The sequence below is a fragment of the Streptomyces smaragdinus genome (genome assembly GCF_009604385.1).
GTDB lineage: Bacteria > Actinomycetota > Actinomycetes > Streptomycetales > Streptomycetaceae > Streptomyces > Streptomyces smaragdinus.
The window spans coordinates 217,188-243,129 of record NZ_WEGJ01000003.1; the positions used below are offsets into that span (position 1 = coordinate 217,188).

Genomic DNA, 25,942 nt, shown 5'->3' on the forward strand with positions numbered 1-25,942 from the left:
TTCCGAGCTGAGGGGAGGAGGGGAGCGGTGCCGGCGCGTCGCCGTGGGTGTCAGTAGGCGTCGTCGTACTCGGCGTCCTCTTCCTCGAGCAGGTCGATGAGGTTCTGGGAGAGGGGGACCAGGGACAGGTCGGAGGGGGTGAGACCGCCGGCGTCCGGGTTCTGGGCGTGGGCCGTGACGGCGGCCAGGGCCTGGCGCCACAGCTCGCCCAGCCGGGTCACCTCGGCCTCCTCCAGGAGGGCCCGCGGCCAGGTGAGGTTGATGTGCAGGCTGGGGCCGGCGGGGCCGTCCAGGGTGGTGGCGTTGATCTCCAGCGCGTGGCCGAAGGGGAGGTCTTCCTCGCCGATGCCGCCGGCGCCCTCGTCGACGGAGACCCAGTGCTCGCCCTGGCCGTCGCCGTCGTCGGCGGCGAAGCGGCCCAGGTAGTTGAAGCCGACGAGCGGGGTGCCGTGGGCGGCGAGTTCGCGGCCGGTGGCGGGGTTCAGCCAGCGGAGGAGGCCGTAACCGAGGCCCTGGTCGGGGACGGCGCGCAGTTGCTCCTTCACCTGCTTGAGCACGCCGCCGATCTGAGGTCCGGCGGCGCGGACCTCGGGCCAGGGGATGCTGCCGGCAGAGACCCGTACCGGGTACATCGAGGTGAACCAGCCGACGGTACGGGAGAGATCGTGGCCGGCGGCCAGGACGTCCTCGTGACGGCCGTGGCCCTCGAGGTCCAGGAGCATGCCGTCGGCGGCGTAGTCCGGGGCCCACTCCTCCATGGCCATGGCCAGGGCGGAGATCAGCACGTCGTTCACCCCGGCGCGGAACACCGACGGGACGGTGGTGAGGAGGGCCTCGGTCTCCTCCGGGGCCAGCACGACCGTCACCGAGCGGGCGGTGCCGATGGTGTCGCGGGCCGGGTCGAGGGGCTTGACGCCCAGGGGGCCGCTGCCGCCGGCCAGGGTGTCCTGCCAGAAGGGCAGCTGGGCGGTCCAGCGTTCCGTACCGGACGCCTGGGCGAGGGCGGTCGCCCAGCCGCGGACGGAGGTGCCGACGGGCTCGAGTTCGACGGGGTTCTTCGTGGAGACCGCCTGCCAGGCGGCGGCGAGGTCCGGGAGCAGGATGCGCCAGGAGACGCCGTCCACGACGAGGTGGTGAATCATCACCAGCAGCCGGCCGTCGGCCTCCGCGCCGGCGTCGAACCAGACGAGCTGGATCATCACCCCGTCCTGCGGCGCCAGTCGGGCCCGCGCCTTCACGGCCTCGCGCTCGACGAGCTTCCGGACGGCGGCCTCCGTCTTGCCCGCCACGTTGATCCGGGTCACCGGCTCGAGCGGCGCCCCGGCCTCCGGGACCTCCAGCGACCAGCCGTCGTCGGTGGCGACGAGGCGGGCCCGCAGGGCGTCGTGATGGTCCACGACCGCCCGCACCGCCGCCGTGAGGTCGGCCTTGCGCAGCCCCGCCGGGACGGGCACGACGTACGACATGTTGAAGCCGTCCACCGAACCACCGCCGGCCCGCAGCCACTCCATCACCGGCGTCGCGGGCAGCGCGCCCACACCGTCGCGCCCGGCGGCCTCCACGGACTCCTCCACGGCCACGGCCGCCAGCTCGGCGACCGTCCGCAGCTCGAAGACGTCCCGCGCGGTGAACACCAGCCCCGCCTTACGGGCCCGGCTGACCAGCTGGATCGACGCGATGCTGTCGCCGCCGAGGTCGAAGAACCCGTCGTCCACCCCGACCCGGTCCAGGCCCAGCACCCCGGCGAACACCTCGCACAGGACGGCCTCGCGCTTGGTGCGCGGCATGACGGCCGTGCGCTCTTCCGCCGTCGAGATGCGCGGGTCGGGGGCGGGCAGGGCACGCCTGTCGAGCTTGCCGTTGGGGGTCATCGGGAGTTCGGTGAGGGGGACGAACGCCGACGGCACCATGTAGGCGGGGAGCCGCGCGGACGCGTGTTCCGGGAGGCCGTCGGTGTCCCCGACGACGTACGCAACGAGCTGGCGGTCGCCGGGACGGTCCTCGCGGACCACGACCACGGCGCGCGAGACGCCCTCGTACCGGGACAGCTCGGCGACGATCTCGTCGAGCTCGATCCGGAAGCCGCGGAGTTTGACCTGGTCGTCGGCCCGTCCGACGTAGTCGACGTCCCCGTCCCGGGTCCATCGGACGATGTCGCCGGTACGGTACATCCGCTCGCCGGCCGCCCCGTACGGGCAGGCGACGAACCGCTCCGCCGTCAGCCCGGGCCGGCGGCCGTAGCCCTGCGCGACGCCGTGGCCAGCCAGGTACAGCTCGCCGGGCACACCGACCGGGACCGGTCGCAGCCTCGCGTCGAGGACGTAGGCGCGCATGCCCCGGAGGGGGCGGCCGATGGGCACGCCGTCAGCGGGGGTCCAGTCGTCCGCCACCGGGCGGCAGGTGGCGAAGGTGGTCGTCTCGGTCGGGCCGTAGCCGTTGACCAGCCCGATCCCGGGCCACGCCGCCCGCACCCGGCCGAAGGCCTCCGCCGACACCTTCTCGCCGCCGGCCCACACCTCGCGCAGGCCCTCGAAGGCGTCCACGCGCTCGGCGGCTACGGCGTTGAACAGGGTGGTCGTCATGAAGAGCCCGGTCACGCCGTGCCGTTCGACGGCCGTGCGCAGCTCGTCGGGGCCGAGGAGGCCGGTCGGGGCGACGACGACGGTGCCGCCGCGCAGGAGGGGGACCCACAGCTCGTAGGTGGAGGCGTCGAAGGCGTGGGAGGCGTGCATCAGGACGCGGTCGTGGCCGCCGCCGTCGAAGCAGGGGTCGAGGGCGAGGTCCGCGACGTTGCCGTGGGTGACGACGACGCCCTTGGGGACGCCGGTCGTGCCGGAGGTGTACATCACGTACGCGGGGAGTCCGGTCGCCCCGGCGCGCCATTCCTCCTCCGGGAGCGGGGTGTCGGGGGCCGCGGTGAGGTCGGTGACGGTCAGGGTGGGCGCCGCGCCGGCCAGCTCTCCGGGGACCTCGGTACGGTCGGTGAGCAGCAGTACGGACTCGGAGTCCCGTACGATCCACGCCAGCCGCTCGGCCGGGTGGGCGTCGTGCAGCGGGACGTACGCGCCGCCGGCCCGGACGACGGCGAGCTCGGCGACGACCAGGTCCGGCGAGCGGTCCATGAGGAGGGCGACGCGCGAGCCCCCGCGGACACCGTTGCGGCGCAGGACGGCGGCCCAGCGGCCGACGCGGTCGTACAGCTCGGTGTACGTGAGCTCCGTACCGTCGGGGCCGACGAGGGCGACGGCGGCAGGCGTCTCGAGGACCTGCTGGGCGAAGAACTCCGTCAGCGACAGCTCCGGCGCGACCCGCGCCCCGGCCTCGGCGGCCACCGTCTCCGCCGGCAGCAGCACGTCCAGTTCGGACGTCCTGCGCCGCGGGTCCGCCGTGACCTGGCCGAGGACGAGGGACAGCCGGGCGCACAGCGCCTCGACGGTCTCCCGGTCGAAGAGGTCCCGGGCGAACTCGACGACGCCCTGGACGCCGCCGTCGGCCACTTCCCGCAGGTCGAAGAAGAGGTCGAACTTCGCGGGCGGGTCGAGGACCTGCTCGATGGAGGGGGTGACGCCGGGCAGGTTGAGGTCCGGCTCCGGGGTGTTCTGGAGCACCATCATGACCTGGAAGAGCGGGTGGCGGGCGAGGGAGCGCTCGGGGTTGAGGACCTCGACCAGGCGGTCGAAGGGCACGTCCTGGTGGGCGAAGGCGGACAGGTCCGTCTCCCGTACGCGGTCCAGCAGTTCCGCGAAGGTCGGGTCGCCCGAGACGTCCGTACGCAGGACCAGCGTGTTCACGAAGAACCCGACTACCTCGTCCAGCGCCACATCCGTACGGCCGGCCACACCCGTGCCGAGCGGGATGTCCTCCCCCGCCCCGAGCCGGGAGAACAGTGCCGCGACGGCCGCCTGCAGCACCATGAACACACTCGCGCCGGACGTCCGCGCCAGCGCGACCAGCCCCGCGCAGGTGTCCGCGTCCAGGCTCCAGTCCACCCGGCCACCGCGATACGAGGCGGCGGCGGGACGCGGGCGGTCGGTGGGCAGCTCGAGCGCGTCCGGGGAGCCGGCCAACTGCTCCTTCCAGTACGCGAGCTGCCCGGCGATCACGCTCGACGGGTCGTCCTCGGAGCCCAGCACCTCGCGCTGCCAGAGCGCGTAGTCGGCGTACTGCACGGGCAGTTCCGGGATCTCCTGCCCCAGGTACGCGGCCTCCAGATCCCGCATGAACGGCGCCAGCGACCAGCCGTCACCGGCGATGTGGTGCAGGACGACCAGCAGGACGTACACCTGCGGGCCCATACGGAACAGCTCGGCCCGCACCGGGATCTCGGCCGACAGATCGAACCGGTAGCCGGCCGCGGCCGTCAGCTCGCCCGCGAGATCCCGCTCGGTGGTGTCGTGCACGGCGAACGGGACGTCGGCGCCCGGCAGGATCACCTGCACCGGCGTGCCGTCCATCTCCGGGAACAGCGTCCGCAGCGCCTCGTGCCGCGCGACCACGGAGTTCAGCGCCGCCCGCAGCCGCTCGGTGTGGACGGGGCCCTGGAGGCGTACGGCGGCGGGGATGTTGTACATGCCGCCGTCCCGGTCCAGCCGGTCCAGGAACCACAGCCGCTGCTGCGCGAACGACAGCGGCACGACGTCCGGCCGCTCCCGTACACCCAGCGCCGTCCGCACGGCGGCCGAGCGGTCGAGCCGGGCCGCGAGGCCGGCGACGGTCGGGGACTCGAAGATGTCGCGGACGCCGACCTCGACGCTCATGGCCGAGCGGATGCGGCTGATGAGGCGGGTGGCGAGGAGGGAGTGGCCGCCGAGGTCGAAGAAGCTGTCGTCGACGCCGACGCGTTCGGCGCCCAGGAGTTCGGTGAAGATGCCGCAGAGGACTTCCTCGGCGGGTGTACGCGGGGCCCGGAACGCGGCGCTTTCGTACTCAGGGGCGGGGAGGGCGCGGCGGTTGAGCTTGCCGGAGGCGGTGAGGGGGAGTTCGTCGAGGGCGACGAACGCCGAGGGGACCATGTAGGCGGGGAGGCGGGAGGCGACGGCGCCCTTGAGGGTGCTGTGGTCGGCGTCGCCGACGATGTAGGCGACGAGTTGCTTGTCGCCGGGGCGGTCCTCGCGGACGACCACGGCGGCCTTGGCCACGCCGGGGCATTCCGCCAGGACGACCTCGACCTCGCCGGGCTCGATACGGAAGCCGCGGATCTTGACCTGGTCGTCGGCGCGGCCCAGGTACTCCAGCGTCGCGTCCCGGCGCCAGCGGACGACGTCGCCGGTGCGGTACATCCGGGAGCCGGAGTCGCCGTACGGGTTGGCGACGTAGCGCTCGCCCGTGAGGACGGCGCGGCCGACGTAGCCGCGTCCGACGCCGGCGCCGGCGATGTAGAGCTCGCCCGGAACGCCGACGGGAACGCGGCAGAGCTCGGAGTCGAGCACGAAGACGTCCGTGCCGGCGACCGGCCGGCCGATGCCGGGCACCACGCCCTCGGGGCCGTCCATGGCGCCGACGACCGAGTACACCGAGGTCTCCGTGGGCCCGTAGCCGTTGGTCACGCCGTGCGTGATCTCACGCAGACGGTCCGCCAGCCACGCCGAGACGGCCTCGCCGCCCAGCAGACCACGCAGGCCGCTCAGCGCCTCGGGGACCTGCTGGACCAGGGTCTCCCAGTACGTAGGGGTCGCCTGAAGGAACGTAGCCCCACACGCGACGGCCAGATCACCCAACTGGACCGGGTCCAGGACCACATCACGGGTCGCCAGCACCAGCCGGCCACCCGCCAGCAGCGGAACGAAGATCTCCACGTTCGAGATGTCGAACCCGAACGTCGTCACCGCCAGGAACACGTCCGACTCGTCCACGGAGAACCGAGCCCCCATGTCGGCCAGCACGTTCTCCAAGCCGCCCCGCGTAACGCCCACGCCCTTCGGCCGACCCGTCGACCCGGACGTGTAGAGCACGTACGCCAGGCAGTCCCCGGACGCCTCCACACAGGAGACAGGCGTCGTTTCCGGAAGGTCATCCGTCAGCACCAGCCGCAGCCCGTCGGAAGGCAGCCGGTCCACCAGATCGCCGGTGGTCACCACACACGTCGGCGCCGCGTCCCCGAGCACAAGCGCGATGCGCTCGGCCGGCAGATCCGGGTCCACCGGCACATACACACCGCCGGACTTGACCACGGCCCACAGCGCCACGACCAGGTCGATCGACCGCGACAGCGCCACCCCGACCAGCCGGTCCGGCCCCACACCGCAGCCCGCGAGCACCCCGGCCAGCCGGTCCGCCCGCTCCTTCAGCTCCCCGTACGTCACCTGCTCGTCACCGGAGACCACAGCCACCGCCGACGGAGCCGCCGCCACCCGCGCCTCGAACCGGTCCACCATCCCCGGCTCCGAGACGACATCGCCCAGGCCCCACGTCTCCAGCAGCCCGGCCTCGCCGTCCGCCAGCACGTCCAGCTCCGACACCCGCAGCCCGGCGTCCGCCGTCACCTGCGCGAGCACCTGGGCCAGCCGCGCACCGAGCTCCACGACCGTCTCCCGGTCGAAGAGATCCCACGCGAACTCGATGTCACCCACGACACCCGCCGGCCGGCCCGCGTCGTCGAAGGCCTCCTCGAGGTCGAAGGTCATGTCGAACTTGGCCGGCGCCCCGGGAATCTTCACCAGGGAGGGCGTCACGCCGGGCAGATTGAGCTCCGCCGGCTGATTGTTCTGCAGCAGCAGCATGACCTGGAACAACGGATGCCGCGCGAGGGAACGCTCCGGGTTCAGCACCTCGACCAGACGGTCGAACGGCACGTCCTGGTGCGCGAAGGCCGACAGGTCCGTCTCCCGTACGCGCTCCAGCAGCTCAGTGAAGCTCGGGTCGCCCGAGACGTCAGTCCGCAGCACCAGCGTGTTCACGAAGAACCCAACGACCTCGTCGAGCGCGACGTCCGTCCGACCGGCGACCCCGGTCCCGAGCGGGATGTCCTCCCCTGCCCCGAGCCGCGAGAACAGCGAGGCCACGGCCGCCTGCAGCACCATGAACACACTCACGCCGGCCTGCCGCGCCAGCGCCACCACACCCGCGTGCACCGACGCGTCCAGCGCCCACGCCACGCGATCGCCGCGATACGTGGCGACCGCCGGCCGCGCACGATCGGCCGGCAGCTCCAGCACCTCCGGCACCCCGGCCAACTGCTCCCGCCAGTAAGCCAGCTGACCGGAGATCACACTCGCCGGGTCGTCCTCCGACCCCAAGACCTCCCGCTGCCACAGCGCGTAGTCCACGTACTGCACGGGAAGCCCGGCAAGCTCCTCCCCCAGATACGCGGCCTCCAGCCCCTGCATGAACGGCGCCAGCGACCACCCGTCACCCGCGATGTGGTGCAGCACGACGACCAGCACCCACGCGTCGGCTCCCGTACGGAACAGCTCGGCCCGCACCGGCACCTCGGCCGCCAGGTCGAACCGGTACCGGGCCGCCTCGGAAAGCGCCCCGTCCAGCGACGCCTCCCCGATCTCCCGTACGGAGAACGGCACCTCGACCTCGGGCAGGATCACCTGCACCGGCTGCCCGTCGACCTCGGGGAACAGCGTCCGCAGCGCCTCGTGCCGCGCGACGACCGCGTTCAGCGCCGCCCGCAGCCGCGCCACATCGACCGGCCCCTCCAGCCGAATGGCCGCCGGAATGTTGTACATCCCGCCGTCCCGGTCCAGCCCGTCCAGGAACCACAGCCGCTGCTGCGCGAACGACAGCGGCACCACCCCCGGCCGCTCCCTCACCCGCAGCTCCGGCCGCCCGGCAACGGCGCCGTCCAGACAGGCCGCCAGCCCCGCGACCGTCGGGTGCTCAAAGACCTCCCGCACCGACAGCTCGCTGCCGAACGCCCGCCGGATCCGGCTGACCAGCCGCGTCGCCAGCAGCGAATGCCCGCCGAGGTCGAAGAAGCTGTCGTCGGTCCCGACCGACGCCACCCCCAGCACGTCCGCGAACAGCCCGCCGAGGATCTCCTCCCGCATCGTCCGCGGCGCCCGCCCCTCGTCGGCGCCGGCCTCGGGCGCGGGCAGCGCCTTGCGGTCGAGCTTGCCGTTGGGGGTGAGCGGCAGCGCGTCGAGGACGACGACCGCCGACGGCACCATGTACCCGGGCAGCAGCGTCGCCAGCCGCGCGCGCAGCGCCCCGGGCTCCTCGTCCGTGACGGCGTACCCGACGAGCTGCTTGTCGCCGGGGCGGTCCTCGCGTACGACGACGGCGGCCTGGGTGACCGACGGGTCGGCGGCCAGCGCGGCCTCGACCTCGCCGAGTTCGATGCGGTGGCCGCGGATCTTCACCTGGTGGTCGCGGCGCTCCAGGAAGACCAGCCGGCCCCGGGAGTCGTAGCGGACGTAGTCGCCGGTGCGGTACATGCGCGCGCCGGGTTCGGTGGCGTACGGGTCGGCGACGAACGCGGCGCAGGTGCGGCCGGGGTCGGCGAGGTAGCCGCGGCCGACGCCGGTGCCGGCGACGTACAGCTCCCCGGGGTGGCCGTCGGGGACGGGGTGGAGGCTGTCGTCCAGGACGTACAGCCGGGTGTTGCGGACGGCGGTGCCGATGGGGACCGCCGGGCCGTCGAGGTCGCCGGGCGTGGCGAGGACGGCGTGGGTGACGTCGTCGGAGCACTCGGTGGGGCCGAAGGCGTTGATCAGGGGGATGTCCGGGTACGCGGCGAGCCAGCGGGCGCCGACGTCGGGCGGCAGGGCCTCGCCGGTGACCATGAGGAGGCGCAGGTCCGGGAGGGCGGGCGGTCGGTCGCCGGTCCAGCCGTCGAGGGCGGCGCGCAGCAGGGACGGTACGACCTCGAGGACCGTGATCCGCTCGTCGGCTGCGGTGGTGAAGAGGGCCCAGGGGTCGGCGGCGGTGTCGCGGCCGACGACGCGGACGCGGCCGCCGGCGACGAGGGGGGCGAGCATCTGCCAGACGGAGATGTCGAAGGTGAGGGGCGCGTTCTGGACGACGCTGTCGGCGGCGGTGAGGGCGCAGTCCTCGACCTTGGCGAGGAGGTGGTTGTTCATGCCGCCGTGGTGGACCATGGCGCCCTTGGGCAGCCCGGTGGAGCCGGAGGTGAACAGGACGTACGCGAGGTCGTCGGCGCCGAGTTCGGGCAGGTCGCCGAGGGTGCGGGCGGTGACCTCCGCCGGGTCGGGCGCGACGACCACCGAGGCGCCGGCCTCCGCGGCGACACGTCCGGCGAGCTCCGTCAGGGCGGCGGGCGCGACGAGCACGGCGGCGGAGCAGCGGCCGAGGAGTGCGGCGGCGCGGGCGGCGGGGGCCTCGGCGTCGAGGGGGAGGTAGGCGGCGCCGAGGCCCAGGACGCCGAGCACCGACGCGACGAAGCCGGCGCCGGGCGCGGTGAGGAGGCCGACGACATCGCCGCGGCGGACTCCGGCGGCGCGCAGCCGGCGGGAGACCTCGTCGGCGGCGGCGGCGAGGGTCGCGTAGTCGGTGTCGCCGCGGTCGTCGGTCACGGCGACGGCGGCCGGCCGGGTGCGGGCGTGGTCGCGGACGCGGGCGGTGATGTGGCGCAGTCCGCCGTCGTCGGTGCGGGTGGTGTCGTTGCGGGCGGTGAGCAGGGCGTGCGCCTCGGCACCGGCCAGCAGGCCCGTACGGCCGAGGGGGTCGCCGGGGGCGGCGAGGAGGTGGTCCAGGAGGCGCAGGAAGCGGTCGCGGTGGGCGGCGAGGTCGGCCTCGGTGTAGAGGGCGTCGTTGCCGTCGAAGTTGAGCTGCAGGTCCTGGCCGTCGTTGCGGTCGAGGAAGCTGATCTCGATGTCCTCGATGACGCCGACGGACACGTTGTGGGCGGTCACGGCGTGGCCGGCGAAGGTGGCCGAGTAGTCGAACGGCATCACGTTGGTGACGACGCCGTACAGCCGGTCGGCGCCGCCGGCGGCCTTCAGGTCGCGGAGGATGTCCTCCTGCCGGTAGCGCTGGTGGCGCATGACGGTGCGGGCCTCGAGGGCGCACTGGCGCAGCAGCTCGGCGAAGGTCGTGCCGGGGGTGATGTCGAGGGTGAGGGGCGGGATGTTGGAGACGAGGCCGGGGGTGGCGCGCAGGACGGGGGTGGTGCGGGCGGCGAGGGGGAAGCCGATGGGGATGGTGCGGGCGCCGGTGACGCGGTGGAGGTAGGCGCCGACGGCGGCGATGACGGCGATGGGCCAGGTGGCGCGGGCGTCGCGGGAGACCTCCTTGAGGCGGTCCACGAGGTGCGGGGGCAGGGCGGTGGCGGCGCGGTTGAAGGTGGCGGAGGCGGGCGCGGCGGCGGAGGTGAGGCCGACCGGCTCGGGGCGGTCGGCCATCCGTCCGCGCCAGTACTCCTGGTCCTTTGCGAACCGGGGGGAGGCCCGGTAGTCGGTCTCCTGGGCGATGAACTCGTCGAGGGAGGCGAAGGTGCCGGGGGTGTACTCCGTACCTTCGACGAGGGCCGTGTAGACCTCGGCGAGGCGTTCGCTGTAGATCCGGCCGCCGGCGCCGTCGCCGATGATGTGGTGGTTGCGCTGGCACCACAGCCAGCGGTCGTCGGCGAGTTTGATGAGCAGGTCGTTGAAGTGCGGCCCGTTCTCCATGTCGACGGGGTCGTTGAGCTGGTCGTGGATCATGCGTACGGCGGTCTCGCGGCCGTCGGGGCGGTCGCTGAGGTCGACGTGGCGGACGTCCAGCCGGGGCGGGACGAGCGTCTGCCACAGGCCCTCGTCGTCCTCGGTGAAGCGCACCCGGGCGGTCTCGACCTCGTCCAGGGTGAGCAGCAGCGCCCGCTCAAAGAGCGGCACGTCGACGGGGCCGTGGATCTCCAGGTACTCGCTGACCATGAACATGTTGTCCTGGTTCAGCTGTTGCGCGTACCAGACACCCTGCTGCGCGACGGTGAGCGGACGGCGCTCGCCCATGGACGAAGACATAGACAGATCTCCCCGGATTGCTGGTGCGGCTGATCGGGACGGGCCGGGCGGTACGGGTTACGCGACCCAGCGGCGCAGGACCACGACGGCGTTGTGGCCGCCGAAGCCGAAGGAGTTGCTCATCACGACGTCGACGTCGTGGGCCTGGGCCTTGTGCGCGACGAAGTTGACCGACGGGTCGATGGGCTTGTGGCAGTTGATCGTCGGCGGCACCATGCCGGTGTTGATGGTGAGCCCGCCGATGATCGCCTCGACGGCGCCGGCGGCTCCGATCATGTGGCCGGTCATGGACTTGGTGGAGCTGACGGGGATCCGCTCGATGTGGTCGCCCAGCACGGCGCGCAGGGAGGCCAGTTCGGCGGAGTCGTTGAGCTGGGTGCCGGTGCCGTGGGCGTTGACGTAGTCGACGTCCTCGGGGGCGAGTCCGGCGTCCTTCAGCGCCTCGCGCAGGGCACGGCGCACGGAGACGCCCTCGGGGTGCGGGGCGGTCCAGTGGTACGCGTCGGAGGTGGCCGCGTATCCGGCGACCTCGGCGAGGATGTGGGCGCCGCGGGCCAGGGCGTGCTCCTCGGACTCCAGGACGAGGACCCCGGCGCCGGCGGCCATCACGAAGCCGGCGCGGTCCTCGTCGAACGGCCGGGACGCCTCGGTGGGGTCGCCCGGGCGGGCGGACAGGGCGCGGGCGTTGCCGCTGCCGGCGATGTCGACGCGGGTGATGATGTCGTCCGCGCCGCCGGCGATGACGACGTCGCTGGCGCCGCTGCGGATCCAGCGGGCGGCCTCGCCCACGGCGTCGGTGCCGGAGGCGCAGGCGCTGGAGGTGGCGCGGGACGGGCCGGTGGTGCCCAGGGCCATGCTGATCTCGCCGGGGGCGCTGTCGATGGCGCCGGCGACGGCGGCCATCGGGGGGACGCCGCGCGGGCCCTTGGCGTCGATGTCGCGGGTGTGGCCGGCGACGGTGTGCATGGCGCCGTAGCCGGAGCCGATGAGGACGCCGACGCGGGTGCGGTCGGTGTCGTCGAGGGACAGCTTGGCGTTCTCCACGGCCTCCATGGCGGCGACGACGGCGTACCGGGCGAACGGGTCGGTCCGGCGCACCACCTTGTACGCCAGGTGCTCGCGGGGGTCGAAGTCCTTCACCTCGCCGGCGATCTGTACGGGCAGGTCGTCGGCCTTGATCTGGGTGATGGGGCCGATGCCGCTGCGTCCTTCGAGCAGCGCCTCCCAGGTGGTCGCGGCGTCCAGGCCGAGGGGGGTGACCATGCCCCAGCCGGTGATGACGACTCTGGTGCGGTCGCGTCGCGGTGCTTTCTCGGTCGTCACGGGGTGCCTTCCGTCGTGTCTGGTGCGGGGGCGCCGGTCGGGGACAGGAGGGGGAAGTCACCGCCGGCGGGGGCCTTGCCGAAGAGGGAGTCCTCGAGGCGTACGGGGACGTCGAGGACCACGGGCTCGCCCTCCCGGCAGAGCTTCCAGGCCCGTTCGAGGTCCGCCCGCAGGGTGGTCTTGTCGTCGAGGGTGAGGTGCCGGACGCCGGGGGCCTCGCGCAGCGGGAGGGCCGCGCCGTCCGGGTCGGCGAAGCGGAAGCCCGGCAGGGGCTTCGCGCGGTCGTCGAGCTGGTGCTGCAGCCAGCCGTAGCCGTTGTTGCGCAGCACCACGTACAGCACGCCGAGGCCGTGTTCGGCGAGGGTGGGCAGGTCGGACGCGAAGAGGTTGAACGCCCCGTCGCCGACGAGCGCCACCACCGGCCGCCCGGGGGCGGCCGTCTGCACCCCGGCCGCGGCGGCGGCGCCGAAGCCGAGGCTGGTCTGCTCCGACGGGACGACGGAGCCGCCTGCGGCGGGGCAGAGGTGGACGGGGTAGGAGTACGACCACATGTCCTGGAGGCCGTTCTCCTGGACCAGGACCAGGTCCTCGGGGAGCACGTCGCGCAGGGCGGCGAGCACCTCGGGGATGTGCAGCGCGGGCCGGGCGGCCAGCTCGCGCAGGGTGTCCTCGTGGTCGCCGAGCACCTGGTCGTGGACGGCGGTGACGCTCTCGCTCCAGCCGGGATCGGCGTCGCGCGGCGGGGCGTGCCCGGCCAGTCCGGCGAGCAGGGCGCCGGCGTCGGCGAGGATCCGGGGGCCGGCGTAGTCGGTGTGGAACTCCCCGGCGTCGACGTTGACCTGGACGACCGGGACGTCGTGGCCGATGCGGCCCGGCCAGGTGTAGGTGGCGGTCTCCTCGAGCCGGCTGCCGAACGCGATCACGCAGTCGGTACGGTCCCACAGCTCCCGGGCGGCCTCGGGGAGGTACAGCCCGGACAGCCCGCAGAACCGGGGGTGGGTCTCGTCGAAGGCGCCGCGTCCGGTGGCCGTGGCGAAGACGGCGGCGCCGATGTGGTCCGCGTACCGCTCCAGCAGCCCGCGCCGGATGTGCCGGGTGCCGCCGCCGACGAGCAGGACCGGACGCCGGGCGGCGCCCAGGGTGCGCAGCGCGGCGCTGTCGTCGGGCAGCCGTACGGCGGCGGGCCGTACGGGGCCCTCCGCCGGTACGGCGCCCGGGGCGGGCAGCGGGATCTTCGCGGTGAGCAGCTGGTCCGGCACCTCGAGGTAGACGGGTCCGGGCACGCCGTCGGCGGCCGTCAGCAGGGCGCGCTCCAGCATGGGGGCCAGGCGCGCGGGGTCGTCGACGCGGGCCGCCCACTTGGTGAGCGGGCGGACCACGGCGAGCTGGTCGAGCTCCTGGAAGGCGGCGGCACCGCGCCGGTCCACCGCCGTCCCCGCGGAGATCAGCACCACGGGGGCGGCGGAGTACGCGGCCTCGAGCAGGCCGGTGACCGCGTTGGTCACCGCCGGCCCCTTGCCGGTGAAGGCGATGCCGGGGCGGCCGGACTGCAGGGCGTAACCGGTGGCCATGAACACGGCGTTGCGCTGGTCGCGGCCCAGGACGAGGCGGATCCGGCTGCCGTGCAGGGCCTCCAGCAGGTCGAGGTCGTCGGCGGGCAGCCCGAAGGCGTCCCGTACCCCGTGCTCCTCGAGCACCCGGACGACCGCCCGCCAGGCGCCGGTCACCGTCTCGTCGGCCGTCTTCTCCTCGGTCACGCGGCCCCTCCGAGGTGGTCGACGACCGCCTTGGAGATCAGCAGCGGCTGGGTGTGGCGCTTGCCGCCGTACGCCGCGTAGTTGGCGCGCACCCCGGTGCCGCCGAACGGGGCGTTGCCGTCCTCGATGTCGATCAGCGTCTGGTTGACGCTCACCGTGTGGCGGCGTCCGAGCATCTCGACGAGCTCGGGCTCCTCGCCGTAGACGGTCGCCGCCATCGCCCGCTCCTCGAAGAACTGGTGGCTGAGCATGGTGCGCAGCCACGCGGGATCGGTGTACGGGACGACGTCGAAGATCGGCGCGAACAGCTCCGGCGGCAGCACGTTCGCCTCCACCGGGCGGATCAGCAGGGTGGGGCTGAGGTGGCCCTCGGCGAGGTCGGCGTTGCCGCCGGCCGCGATGTAGGCGCGGTTCTGGATGAGATGGGCGAGCGCGTCCTCGAAGGCGTCCAGATAGAACATGGACCCGTAGTCGGCGGTCGGGTCCTTGTAGCGGCCGTGGCGCAGGGCGTTGACGCGGCGGCTGAGGAGGTTGCAGAACTGGGAGCTGACGGAGGTGTGGACGAAGAACACGTCGGGGCCGAAGCAGTCCTGGCCCGAGTTCATCAGCCGTACCTTCAGCGCGCCCTCGACGGCCCGTCCGATGTCGGCGTCGCGGCCGACGACGAACGGGTTGACGCCCTGCCCGAAGTACAGGAACAGCTGGTCCTTGCGCAGCTGCGCGCGGACCTTCTCGGCGTTGTCGAAGGTGCCGGTGAACACCAGTACCTCGGAGCGGTCCGCCTCGCCGTTGAGGAAGTCGCGCTGGCCGGTGAGGCACTGCTGGATGGGCAGGTCGTGCACGGTGCCGATGAGCTTGTGCAGCTTCTCCGTCTGGTCGGAGATCCGGCCCGAGGGGCGGAACACGACCCGCTCGCTGTAGAGGGTGGGGATGAGGAGATACAGGATGTAGCTGTAGAGCGGGATGTTCGACGGCATCAGCACGGCCATCTGCTCGACCCGCCGCGGCCGGTAGCGCTGGATCTCCTTGCGGGCGCCGTCGAGAGCGGTGAGCGCGGCGTGGATCTCGCCTACGGCGGTGGGATGGTTACAGGTCTCGAAGAGGATCTCGAGGAATTCCTCACGCCGCTCGTGGAGCAGCCCGACGACGGCGTCGAGTGCTTCGAGTCGCTCCTCGAAAGGAATGCGGTACGCGGGCGCGGGGGCGGAGCGGTGCTCCTCGCGCGTCATCGCCGTCACAGCCATCTTCTGCAGTTCCCTACGATCGATCTTCCCGTTCCCGTTGAGCGGGAATTCGGGGAGGACAACGACACGGTTGGGCCTTTCGTACTCGGCGAGAAATGCGGAGACTTCGCCCTTCCAGTGGTCGGCCGTCCGCTGCTGCGGGTCGACCACGAAGAAGACGAGATGGGTGCGGTCCCGCTCCCCGGGGACCGCGACGACCTTCACGGGGGCCCCGCAGGCGCCGGCGCGGGCGGCGATGCCGTCGGGGTAGACGGTGTGGCCGAGCCGGTGCACGGCTCCCTTGCGGCCCAGGACGGTGAGGTTGCCGTCCTCGTCCAGCCGGCCGATGTCGTCGGTCCGGTACACGGCCCGGTCGACCCGGCGCACGGTGCCGTTCTCGCCGAGCAGGCCGGTCATGTAGTCCGGGGAGTGGACGAGGATCTCGCCGATCTCACCGGCGGGGACGGGCCGGTCGGCGCTGTTGACGACCTCGACGCGCACCCCGTCCAGCGGCCGGCCGCAGCCCACCGGGTCCGGCTCCACCGCGAGCGCGATGTTGCCGGCCTCGCTGCTGCCGTAGCCGTCGAGGAGGTGGTGGCCGGTGGTGCGCAGGAACTGCTCGGCGAGTTCCCTGGGGAGGGGTTCGCCGCCCACGCACCACATCCGCACCGGCGCGAGGTGCGCGGCGTCGGCCCGGCCGCCGTCCAGCAGGTTGAGGAGCGTGCGGTAGGTGGCCGGGACCGTGTCGACGACCGTGACGCCGTGCTCGTGGATCGCCTTCACGGAGGTGTCGACCCGGCGGCTGCTGGTCTGCAGGACCAGGGAGCAGCCGGTCGTCCACCACAGGAGCAGGATGGACAGTCCGTACTGGTGGGTGAAGGGCAGCAGCGGCAGCAGCACGTCCTCGGCCCGGTAGGCCATGCGGACGGCGGTGCGTTCGGTGTTGCCGCGGACGGAGGCTCCCGAGCGGACGATCCCCTTGGGGTCGCCGGTGCTGCCGGAGCTCCACACGATCAGGGCGTCCTCGCGGGCGAACCACCGCTCGAAGGTCAGCGTGGCCCGCCCGTCCGTGCCCTCGGCACCGCCGTCCACCGGCCCGGCGGCGGTGCTCAGTTCGTTCAGCAGTATCCGGCGCGCCCGCGCGCCCTCGCCGTCGACCCGGCGGTCCGTGAGGATCCAGTCCGCGCCCGCCTCGGCGGCCAGCCGGAGCTTCTCGGCGTCGGGCACGCGGGGATCCACGAGTGCCACGGACACGCCGTACTCCATGAGCGCGAAGAGCGTATGGACGAACCGCTCGGTATTCGCGCCGGAAAGCAGCACCCGGTCGCCGGACTCCATTCCCTGCCGCCGCAATTCCGCGAGCACGGACCTGCAGGCGGCGGAAACGCTCGACGTCGATATATGCCGGCCGTTCTCATTGATGAGCATCGCCACAGAACTCCCGACCCGTCATTCTTTCACGTGAACAACGATGGTACGAGGGCGACTACGCGTGTTCTATATTGCTCGGGCGCATCGACTCGCGGGGTATTTCTGGTCTACGGTCGGGGGAAAACTGATCTCTGGAGGGAATCATGCCCACGCCCTCGAGCCCGGCGACCGACCCCGCTTCGGAGCTCGCCCTGCTGACGGAACTCGAACCCGTCGTCGCCGCGAACATCGACCGCCATCTGAAGGCGGCGAAGCCCTGGAACCCGCACGACTACGTGCCGTGGAGCCGGGGCCGCGACTTCGCGCTGCTCGGCGGCGAGGACTGGCGGCCGGAGGACTCCGTGCTGGATCCGGCGGTACGGGCCTCGCTCGTCGTCAATCTGCTCACCGAGGACAACCTCCCCGGCTACCACGGCGACTTCGCCGGCACCCTGGGCCGCGACGGCGCCTGGTTCGAGTGGACGAACCGGTGGACCGCCGAGGAGGCCCGGCACAGCATCGCGCTGCGGGACTATCTCGTGGTGACGCGGGCGATCGACCCCGTCGACCTCGAACAGCGGCGGATGGCCCATATGGTCGCCGGCAGCGGCGGCTCCCCCGGCAGCGTGATCCAGACGCTGGCGTACGTGACGTTCCAGGAGCTCGCCACCCGGGTCGCGCACCGCAACACCGGGGCGGCGACCGGGTGTCCGGTCGGCGAGCAGCTGCTCGCCCGGATCGCCCTGGACGAGAACCTGCACATGATCTTCTACCGCAATCTGATGGACGCCGCCCTGGACGTGGCCCCGGACGCCGCCGTGTGCGCGATCCGGGACATGGTCGTCGGGTTCACCATGCCCGGGCGGGACCAGCCGGACTTCGCCCGCTTCTCCAATCTGATAGCCAACGCCGGGATCTTCGACCTGAAGCTGCACCACGACAAGGTGCTCGCCCCCGTGCTGCGGCACTGGCGGCTGGCGGACCGCACGGACTTCGGCCCCGCGGGCGAGGCGGCGCTGGCGGAGCTGGACGCGTTCGTCACCGAACTCGACCGCAGGGCCACGCTCTTCACCGAGCGCCGCGCGCAGCGGCAGGCCCGCATGGCGGCCCGCGCCGCGTGAGGCAGGTGGGGAGGAAGTGGCCGCAGGGGCGGACGTAGGGGATATATAGCCGCCCCGCCGAAACTGGCCGCCGGTCGGCGTCCCGTGGATGGCGCGGCCACTCACCCCACCTCCTCAGCGAAGGCGGCTTCATGCCTCAGCCAGCAACGATGACCGCGGTGGGCACCACCGCGTGCAACCTCACCGTCGCCGAGCGGCGCCAGACCGGCGACGTCGCCCTGCGGCTCGCCGGCCAGCTGCCGGCCTCCACCGACGACGCCAAGTGGATCGAGGCGGTACGCGACGCCTCGTGCTCCCTGCCGCCCCGGCTCCTGGCCCAGCTGCGTGCGTTCCGGCACGACGCGGGACCCGACGGCGCCCTGCTGGTGCGCAACCTCCCCGTGGCCGCCCCGCACGGCCCGGGACTGCCCCGTACGCCCACGGTCGCCGGATCCGTGGAGCACACGCCGACCGTCGCGGCGGCGGTGGTCACCGCGGTGATGAGCCAGCTCGGTGAGGTCATCGCGTACCGCAACGAGAAGTCCGGGGCGCTGGTGCAGAACGTGGTGCCGGTGCCCGGGTCGGAGACGTCGCAGTCCAACGCCGGTTCGGTGCTGCTGGAGATGCACACCGAGAACGCCTTCCACGACAGCCGGCCGGACTACGTGGGGCTGCTGTGCCTGCGCGAGGACCCGACGGGCGACGCGCGGCTGACCGTCTCGTCGGTGCGCAAGGCGGTGCCGCTGCTGCGGCCGAAGACCCGGGCCGTGCTGTCGGAGAACCGTTTTCTCACGGTGGCGCCGCCCTCCTTCGGCGACCAGGAGGACGCCGCCCTGCCGCACGCCGTGCTGCGGGGGTCCGCGGAGGACCCCGACGTGCTGGTGGACTTCTCCGCGACCCATCCGCTGGACGACGGGGCCCGCGCGGCCCTGGCGGAGCTGCGGCAGGTGTTCTTCGACGTGCACCAGGCGTACGCCCTGCGCGTCGGCGATCTGGCGGTGGTGGACAACCGGCTGGCGGTGCACGGCCGTACGTCGTTCGCGCCGCGCTTCGACGGCACCGACCGGTGGCTGCACCGGGTCTACGCCTCGCTGGACAACCGCCGCTCCCGCCCGTACCGCGCGGAGGGCACCGCCGTCCTCGGCTGACGGTCCCCCGCACCCGTCGCGCGCCGCCGTGATCCCCCCACGGCGGCGCGCGAAGCGGTGTCCGGGGGCGGGTGCCCGCTGGCGCAAGATCACCCGGCGTGCGTAGCATGCCGCACGACCCGGCCGCCCAACCCGCCTGTCTCGGGCGGCAGTTGAGCGCGGTCGCAGACGAACGGGGAGCACGTATGGGGCTGTCGCCCACGCTGGCCGGCCGGACCTATCCGGCGGCCGGGAGCTACGACATCGACCGGGAGAAGATCAGGGAGTTCGCGAAGGCGGTCGGCGAGACCAGCCCCGCCCACCACGACCCCGCCGCCGCCCGCGCGCTCGGCCATCCGGATGTGATCGCCCCGGTGACCTTCCTCGCCGTCCTCACCCAGACGGCCACCGACCCGGTGATCTACGACCCGGTCGTGGGCCTGGACTACTCCCGGGTCGTCCACCGCGACCAGCGCTTCGTCCTGCACCGGCCCGTCGTGGCCGGGGACCGGCTGCGGTCGTTCGTACGCATCGACGCCGTGCGCTCGCTGGCGGGCAACGACGTCCTCGAGCTGGGCATCGACCTGCGGGATCCCGAGGAGAAGACGGTGGCGACGGTGTTCATGTCGCTGGTGGTACGCGCCCCGCGGGAGTGAGCGCCGCCTTCGTATAGAACGCGTGTAGCCCCTGTGGCGAGCCTCGGTATCGGGACGCCCCTGTACCCGCGCCCGAGTCGCCCGCCGGCCCCGCCGGCGCCGTCACAGGAGGAACAAAGCATGAGTCGACCGTCCTCGCCGGAGTCCCCCTCGATGAAGAGGGCGGCTGACATCGCGGCGGTGGCCGTACTGCTGCAGATCGGCGCGGAGCTCGGCGCCGACCAGGTGCTGGACGCCGGACAGGCGTTCGACGCGGCGGAGCTGGCCCGGGTGACGGGCCTGCCGCAGCACGGTATGGCCGAGTATCTGACCGCCCTGTCCGCGGCCGGCCTGGTCGCGGAGACCGGCGCCCCCGGCGAGTACCGCCCCGCCGACGACTACGCCCAGCGGCGCTACGAGGCCGGGTACGTGTCCTGGTCGATGAGCGCGAACTACCCGTTCGTCGAGCACGCCCGCGCCTTCCTCACCGACCCGGCCGCCGCCGCGAAGGCCCATCACCGCGACGGCCGCCGGGTCGCCGTCAGCTCCAAGTGGGTCGGCGAACGCGACTTCTACCCGGGCGTGTTCGAGCACGTCAACGCCTCCGGCGCGCGCAAGGTCACCGACCTGGGCGCCGGCGCCGGCGGGCTGCTGATCAAGCTGCTGCGCCAGGACCCCGAGCGCCACGGCGTCGCGCTGGACCTGAGCGGCGCGGCCTGCGCCGCGGCCCGCGAGGCGTCGGTGGCGGCCGGGGTGGAGGAGCGGCTGGAGGTCGTGGAGCGGCCGATCGAGTCGCTGATCGAGGACCGCTCCCCCGTGGAGGGCGCCGAGGCGATCCAGGCGTGCTTCGTGATGCACGACGTGGTCGAGGACGACGCGGTGTTCCAGGGCGTCCTGGGCGCCTGCCGCGACGGGCTGGCGCCGGGCGGCTTCATGGCCGTGTGCGACGCGGTCCGCTACGCGCCCGACGAGACGGAGCGCAGGTTCAGCGCCCTGTTCACCTACCTGCACGCGAACTTCATGGACATCCGGCTGCCCACCGAGGCCGCCTGGCTGGAGAAGTTCGAGACCGCGGGCTTCTCCTCCGTGAAGTGCCTGCCGCAGCCCATGCCCGGCGCCCGGCTGTTCATCGCGACCAAGTGACCGCGCTTCTCGTACGAAAGGAGGCCGGCGCATGACGCGGTCGGCCGCACCCTCCCTGCACCGTGCCCTCGCCGAGGAGCTGTGGGACTCCAACCTCAGCGGGAAGCCGGTCGAGCCCCTCACCGACCGGCACCCGGAGCTGACGCTGGCGGACGCGTACGACATCCAGCGGCAGCTGCGCGCCATGGACGTCGCCGACGGCGCGGTCCTCACCGGCTACAAGATCGGCGCGACGAGCGAGGCCATCCAGCGGGCGTTCGACATCGACCACCCGGACTTCGGCCATCTCACGGACCGGATGCTGCTGCCCGACGGCGCGGTGCTGGACGCGGGACGTTTCATCGCGCCGAAGGTCGAGGCGGAGATCGCGTTCCGGATCGGCCGCGACCTGCGGGGCCCGGACGTCACCGCGGACGACGTGCTGGCCGCGGCGACCGCCGTCCATCCGGTGCTGGAGGTGCTCGACAGCCGGATCGCCGAGTGGCGGATCCGGCTGGTGGACACCGTCGCCGACAACACCTCCTCCGCGTTCGTCGTCGTCGGCCCCGAGGTGCCGGCCGAGTCGATCGCCGGGCTCGATCTGGCGACGGAGCGGGTGGTGTTCTCGACGGGCGATCAGGTGCAGAGCGCCCACGGCTCCGCCGTCATGGGGCACCCGGCCAACTCCGTGGCCTTCCTGGTCCGCATCCTCGACACCTTCGGCGAGGGCATCGCGGCCGGCGACCTCGTCCTGGCCGGCTCCTGGGCCGCCGCCGTCGACCTCGTGCCCGGCATGGACGTCACGGCGTCGTTCGCCTCGCTCGGCTCGGTCTCGCTGACCGTCGAGGACTGACCCGGGTCCGCCCCTCCCCCTCAAGCGCTCCGACGGGAGCTCTCCCTCACGCACACGCACGCCACCACGGGAAGGCTGAACAGCCATGACTGCTTTTCCCCGGGGGATAACCCCCGGACCCCCAGCCGGACATACAGGCCGGACGGCGTGTCCGGGCCAACCTCGTGAGCCGGATCCGGACAGACGCGGGCGGCTGTCCGCGGCGGTGATCGGCGCCGGTCTGATCGGCGCCGATCTCGCGACCAAGATCACCCGCTCGGAGCACCTCGACCTGGGCCTGGTCGTCGGCCGTGACGTGAGCACCCCGGGCCTGCACCGCCTGGCCAAGGCCGGACTCCCCGTCACCTCCGACGGGGTACAGGCGCTGGTCGAGCGCGACGAGCCGTTCGACGTCGTCTTCGACGCGACCACGGCCACCGCCCACGCCGAACACGACCGGCTGCTGGCCCCGTACTCCTGCCTCGTCGTCGACCTGACGCCCAGTCAGGTCGGCCGGATGATCATCCCCACGGTGAACGGTCTGGACGCGCTGTCGTACCGGAACGTCAACATGGTCAGCTGCGGCGGGCAGGCGGCCATCCCCGTCCTCCACGCGGTCGCCGCCCGCCACCGCATCGACTACGCGGAGATCGTCACCACCGCCGCCAGCGCCAGCATCGGCCGCTCCACCCGGCTGAACCTCGACGAGTACATCGACACCACGCAGGACGCCGTACGCGAGTTCAGCTCCGTCGGCGAGGTCAAGGTGATGGTCAACCTCAGCCCCGCCAAGCCCCCGGTCCGCTTCCGCGTCGCCCTCACCCTCCTCGGCGCGGACCTCACCGAAGAGTCCGTGCGGGCGGCCGTCGGGCCGGTCGTCGAGCGGATGCGCGTCTTCGCCGCCGGCTACGACGTCGTCACCTGCTCCGTCGCCGACGGCCGGGCGTTCATCGCGGTCGAGGTCGCCGCCTCCGGCGACCGCATCCCCCGGTACGCGGGGAACCTCGACCTGATCAACTCCGCCGCGCTGCACGTCGCCGAGCAGTACGCGGCCGTCCATCTGTCCACCGTCGGCGCGGAGATGTCATGAACCCCGAACAGAGCAAGGTCCTCATCCACGACCCGACCCTGCGCGACGGCCACCACGCCGTCCGCCACCAGCTCTCCGCCGCCCAGCTCCGCGCCTACGCGACCGCCGCGAACGCGGCCAGGATCCCCGTGGTCGAGGTCGGCCACGGCAACGGCCTCGGCGCGTCCTCGCTCCAGGTCGGCCGGGCGAAGGTCAGCGACGAGGAGATGCTGACGGTCGTACGCGAGGCGCTGACGGACAGCAAAATGGCCGTCTTCATGCTCCCGGGCTGGGGCGCCTCCAAGGACCTCGACCGCGCGCTCGCCCTCGGCGCCGACCTGGTCCGCATCGGCACCCACTGCACCGAGAGCGATCTGGCCGAACGCCACATGGGCCATCTGCGCGACCGCGGCGCCGACGCGCACGGCGTGCTGCTCATGAGCCATATGGCCGAGCCCGGCGAGCTCGCCGAACACTGCGCCCAGCTGGTCTCGTACGGGGCCACCGGCGTCGGCATCATGGACTCCTCCGGCCACTACCTCCCCGCCGACGTCACCGCCCGCATCACGGCGATCCGCGAGGCCGTGGACGTACCGGTGATGTTCCACGGACACAACAACCTCGGCATGGCGGTCGCCAACTCCGTCGCCGCCGTCGAGGCCGGCGCCTCCATCGTGGACGCCTGCGCCCGGGGCTTCGGGGCCGGCGCCGGCAACACCCAGCTCGAGGTCGTCGTCCCGGTCCTGGAGCGGATGGGCTACGCCACGGGCATCGACCTCTACAAGCTCCTGGACGCCGCCGACCTGGCCGGCCGCGAGCTGATGCCCGCGCCGCCCACCATCGACTCCGTCGGCGTGGTCAGCGGGCTGTCGGGAGTGTTCTCCGGGTTCAAGACCCGGGTCCTCGACATCTCCGCCCGCGAGGGCGTCGACCCGCGCGACGTCTTCTTCGAACTGGGCCGGCGCCAGGCCGTCGCCGGACAGGAGGACCTGATCGTGGACGTGGCCGTCGCCCTCCGACAGGCATAGGAGCGCCCGTGTCCGTACCCGCATTCCGCCCCGTCCTCGACCAACTGCCCGGCTACCGGGCGACCGAGGGCGTCTACGACGGCGAGCCCGCGCGCCCGCTGTCGGCCAACGAGTCGCCCGACGAACCCCTCCCCGGCGTCCTCGCGGCCGTCACCGCGGCCGGCGCGCTCGCCCACCGCTACCCCGACCCCCTGTGCACCGCCCTGACCCGGGCGCTCGCCCGGCGCCACGGCGTACCGGAGGAGGCCGTCCTGGCCGGGGCGGGGTCGGTGGCGCTGCTCCAGGCGCTGATGACGGCGTGCGCGCGGCCCGGCGCCGAGGTGGTGTTCCCGTGGCGGTCGTTCGAGCTGTACCCGCCGCTCGCCCAGCTCGCCGGGCTGCGGCCCGTCCCCGTACCGCTGGCGGACCACCGCAACGACCTGGACGCCATGGCGGACCGCATCACGTCCGACACCCGCCTGGTGCTGGTCTGCAATCCGAACAACCCCACCGGCACGGTCGTCGGGGAGCGGGCTCTACGCGCGTTCCTCGACCGGGTGCCGCCGGACTGCCAGGTCGTGCTGGACGAGGCCTACTTCGAGTACGTCCGCACCCCGGACACCTGCAGCGGCCTCACCCTGCTCGGCGCTTACCCCAACCTGGCCGTCACCCGGACCTTCTCCAAGGCGTACGGGCTCGCCGCCCTGCGCGTCGGCTATCTGGTCGGCGCCCCGGACGTCGTCGAGGCACTGGCGAAGGTCCGGCTGGCGTACTCGGTCAGCGGCGTCGCCCAGGAGGCGGCCCTCGCCTCCCTCGCGCTGGAGGAGCGGCTCCGGGCCCGCGTCGACGACACGGTGGCCGAGCGCACCCGGATGCGTACGGCCCTGCTGGCGGCCGGATTCGGCGTACCGGAGAGCCACAGCAACTTCCTCTGGCTGCCGCTCGGCGACGACGCGGCGGCCTTCGGCCGGCACTGCACGGCCGAACGGATCGCCGTACGGACGTACGACGGCGAGGGCGTCCGGGTGTCCGTCGGCTCCCCCGGCGACAACGACGCCTTCCTGGCCTGCGCGGCGGCGTGGCCGTCCGCGGTCTACGAGCCGGTGTGAGGAGCACGGCATGGAAACCACAGTGACCGGACTCGGCGCGTATCTCCCCGCGCGCCGGGTCACCAACGAGGAACTGTCCGCCCTACTCGACACGAGCCCCGAGTGGATCGAGAGCCGCACCGGCATCCGCACCCGCCACTGGGCCGACCCCGGCACCGCGACCGGTGATCTGGCGCTGGAGGCGGGCGGACGCGCCATCAAGTCCGCCGGCCTCTCGCCCGGGGACATCGACCTGATGATCCTCGCCACCACGACCCCCGACCACCGCTGCCCCGCCACCGCCCCCGACGTCGCCGCCCGCCTGGGCCTGGGCCCGGTCGCCGCGTACGACGTCTCCGCCGTCTGCTCGGGCTTCCTGTACGCCCTGGCCACCGCCCACGCGCACATCACGGCCGGCCACGCCGCGCACGTGCTGGTGGTGGGCGCCGAGACCTACTCGACGATCCTCGACCCCGGCGACCGCACCACCCGCGTCATCTTCGGCGACGGCGCGGGCGCCCTGATCCTCTCCGCCCGCGACCCCGACGACGAGCCCGGCCCCGGCACCCTGCTGGCCACCGACCTGGGCTCCGACGGCAGCCGCCCCGGCCTCATCCGCATCCCCGGCGGGGGCTCGCGCGAACCGGCCGGGACGGACCGCTACTTCCGGATGGAGGGCCGCGCCGTCTTCAAGCAGGCCGTCCTGCGGATGGGGGAATCCGCCCGGCGCACCCTGGCCCGTACCGGCTGGGACACCGCCGACGTGGACCGCCTCGTCGGCCACCAGGCCAACGTCCGCATCCTCACCGCCCTCGCCGACCATCTCGGCATCCCCGCCGAACGGGCCGTCGTCGACGTCGACCGGGTCGGCAACACCTCCGCCGCCTCCATCCCCCTCGCCCTCGCCCACGCCGCCGAACACGGCCGTCTCACCCCCGGCGACCGCGTGCTGCTCACCGCCTTCGGCGGCGGCCTCACCTGGGCCTCAGCCGCCCTCACCTGGCCCGACGTCACACCGGGATGAACCCCGTCCAACCGAAGGAGCCCAACCGATGACCATGACCACCACCCAGCTCGAGCAGCAGATCCTCGATCATCTGAGAGAGCAGTACGCGGCTCCCCCGGAGTCGACGCCCGAGACCACCTTCGAAGCGCTCGAGTACGACTCCCTGGTCGTGGTCGAACTGAGCCTGTCCCTCGGCAAGATGTACGCGGTGGAGCTGGAGGACGCGGAGATCAAGGAGGCCGGCAGCGCCGCCGGGCTGGCCGCGCTCCTGCTCGCCAAGGGCGTCACGGGAGTGACCGGATAACGGGCGGCGGCGCCCCGGCCCCGACCCGG

Annotated in this window: 14 protein-coding genes; 10 read left to right on the forward strand and 4 right to left on the reverse strand. The window is 73.0% G+C overall.

The window, feature by feature from the left end; genetic code table 11:
* Positions 1 to 50: 50 nt before the first annotated feature.
* From SRB5_RS07125 to SRB5_RS07140, 4 genes are read right to left on the reverse strand one after another with little or no spacing between them, the layout of a single operon-like run.
* Entirely contained in the window at positions 51 to 10,910 is a 10,860-nt protein-coding gene (locus SRB5_RS07125; protein ID WP_153450580.1) for a non-ribosomal peptide synthetase, read from the reverse strand.
* 57 nt (positions 10,911 to 10,967) lie between these two features.
* Positions 10,968 to 12,233: a beta-ketoacyl-ACP synthase II gene (fabF, locus tag SRB5_RS07130; RefSeq protein WP_323377214.1), complete on the reverse strand. Its 1,266-nt coding sequence runs from the start codon at positions 12,231 to 12,233 to the stop codon at positions 10,968 to 10,970.
* Positions 12,230 to 13,990: a thiamine pyrophosphate-binding protein gene (locus tag SRB5_RS37445; RefSeq protein WP_323377215.1), complete on the reverse strand. Its 1,761-nt coding sequence runs from the start codon at positions 13,988 to 13,990 to the stop codon at positions 12,230 to 12,232. The genes fabF and SRB5_RS37445 overlap by 4 nt, the downstream gene beginning before the upstream one ends.
* Positions 13,987 to 16,641, reverse strand: coding sequence for an aldehyde dehydrogenase family protein (locus SRB5_RS07140; RefSeq protein ID WP_153450581.1), 2,655 nt, complete (start codon positions 16,639 to 16,641; stop codon positions 13,987 to 13,989). The genes SRB5_RS37445 and SRB5_RS07140 overlap by 4 nt, the downstream gene beginning before the upstream one ends.
* Positions 16,642 to 16,787: 146 nt before the next feature.
* On the opposite strand from SRB5_RS07140, the gene SRB5_RS07145 reads away from it, so the two are divergent.
* The 10 genes from SRB5_RS07145 to SRB5_RS07190 all read left to right on the forward strand — a co-directional run bounded on the left by SRB5_RS07145 (position 16,788) and on the right by SRB5_RS07190 (position 25,913).
* Positions 16,788 to 17,744, forward strand: a complete 957-nt coding sequence (locus SRB5_RS07145; RefSeq protein ID WP_153450582.1) for an acyl-ACP desaturase — start codon at positions 16,788 to 16,790, stop codon at positions 17,742 to 17,744.
* Positions 17,745 to 17,875: 131 nt separating this feature from the next.
* Positions 17,876 to 18,871 (forward strand): TauD/TfdA family dioxygenase, encoded by a 996-nt coding sequence (locus SRB5_RS07150; RefSeq protein WP_153450583.1) that lies wholly within the window; start codon positions 17,876 to 17,878, stop codon positions 18,869 to 18,871.
* 185 nt (positions 18,872 to 19,056) lie between these two features.
* A complete protein-coding gene (locus SRB5_RS07155) occupies positions 19,057 to 19,506 on the forward strand; it encodes an FAS1-like dehydratase domain-containing protein (RefSeq protein WP_153450584.1) in 450 nt (149 codons plus the stop codon).
* Between the two features lie 120 nt (positions 19,507 to 19,626).
* Positions 19,627 to 20,628 carry a methyltransferase gene (locus SRB5_RS07160; RefSeq protein WP_153450585.1) on the forward strand — a complete coding sequence of 334 codons (1,002 nt, stop codon included), beginning with the start codon at positions 19,627 to 19,629 and terminating at the stop codon, positions 20,626 to 20,628.
* Between the two features lie 31 nt (positions 20,629 to 20,659).
* On the forward strand, positions 20,660 to 21,460 hold the full coding sequence (locus SRB5_RS07165) for a 2-keto-4-pentenoate hydratase (protein WP_153450586.1): 801 nt from the start codon (positions 20,660 to 20,662) through the stop codon (positions 21,458 to 21,460).
* Positions 21,461 to 21,653: 193 nt separating this feature from the next.
* Positions 21,654 to 22,529 (forward strand): acetylating acetaldehyde dehydrogenase, encoded by an 876-nt coding sequence (locus tag SRB5_RS07170; RefSeq protein WP_228389895.1) that lies wholly within the window; start codon positions 21,654 to 21,656, stop codon positions 22,527 to 22,529.
* Positions 22,526 to 23,536: a 4-hydroxy-2-oxovalerate aldolase gene (gene dmpG / locus SRB5_RS07175; RefSeq protein WP_153450588.1), complete on the forward strand. Its 1,011-nt coding sequence runs from the start codon at positions 22,526 to 22,528 to the stop codon at positions 23,534 to 23,536. Before SRB5_RS07170 ends, dmpG begins: the two co-directional genes overlap by 4 nt.
* A gap of 8 nt (positions 23,537 to 23,544) precedes the next feature.
* The gene (locus SRB5_RS07180; protein ID WP_323377216.1) at positions 23,545 to 24,624 is read left to right on the forward strand and encodes a histidinol-phosphate transaminase; all 1,080 of its coding nucleotides are present in this window, start codon (positions 23,545 to 23,547) and stop codon (positions 24,622 to 24,624) included.
* Positions 24,625 to 24,634: 10 nt separating this feature from the next.
* Positions 24,635 to 25,627 carry a beta-ketoacyl-ACP synthase III gene (locus tag SRB5_RS07185; RefSeq protein WP_153450589.1) on the forward strand — a complete coding sequence of 331 codons (993 nt, stop codon included), beginning with the start codon at positions 24,635 to 24,637 and terminating at the stop codon, positions 25,625 to 25,627.
* 28 nt (positions 25,628 to 25,655) lie between these two features.
* Positions 25,656 to 25,913: an acyl carrier protein gene (locus SRB5_RS07190; RefSeq protein WP_153450590.1), complete on the forward strand. Its 258-nt coding sequence runs from the start codon at positions 25,656 to 25,658 to the stop codon at positions 25,911 to 25,913.
* Positions 25,914 to 25,942: the final 29 nt, after the last annotated feature.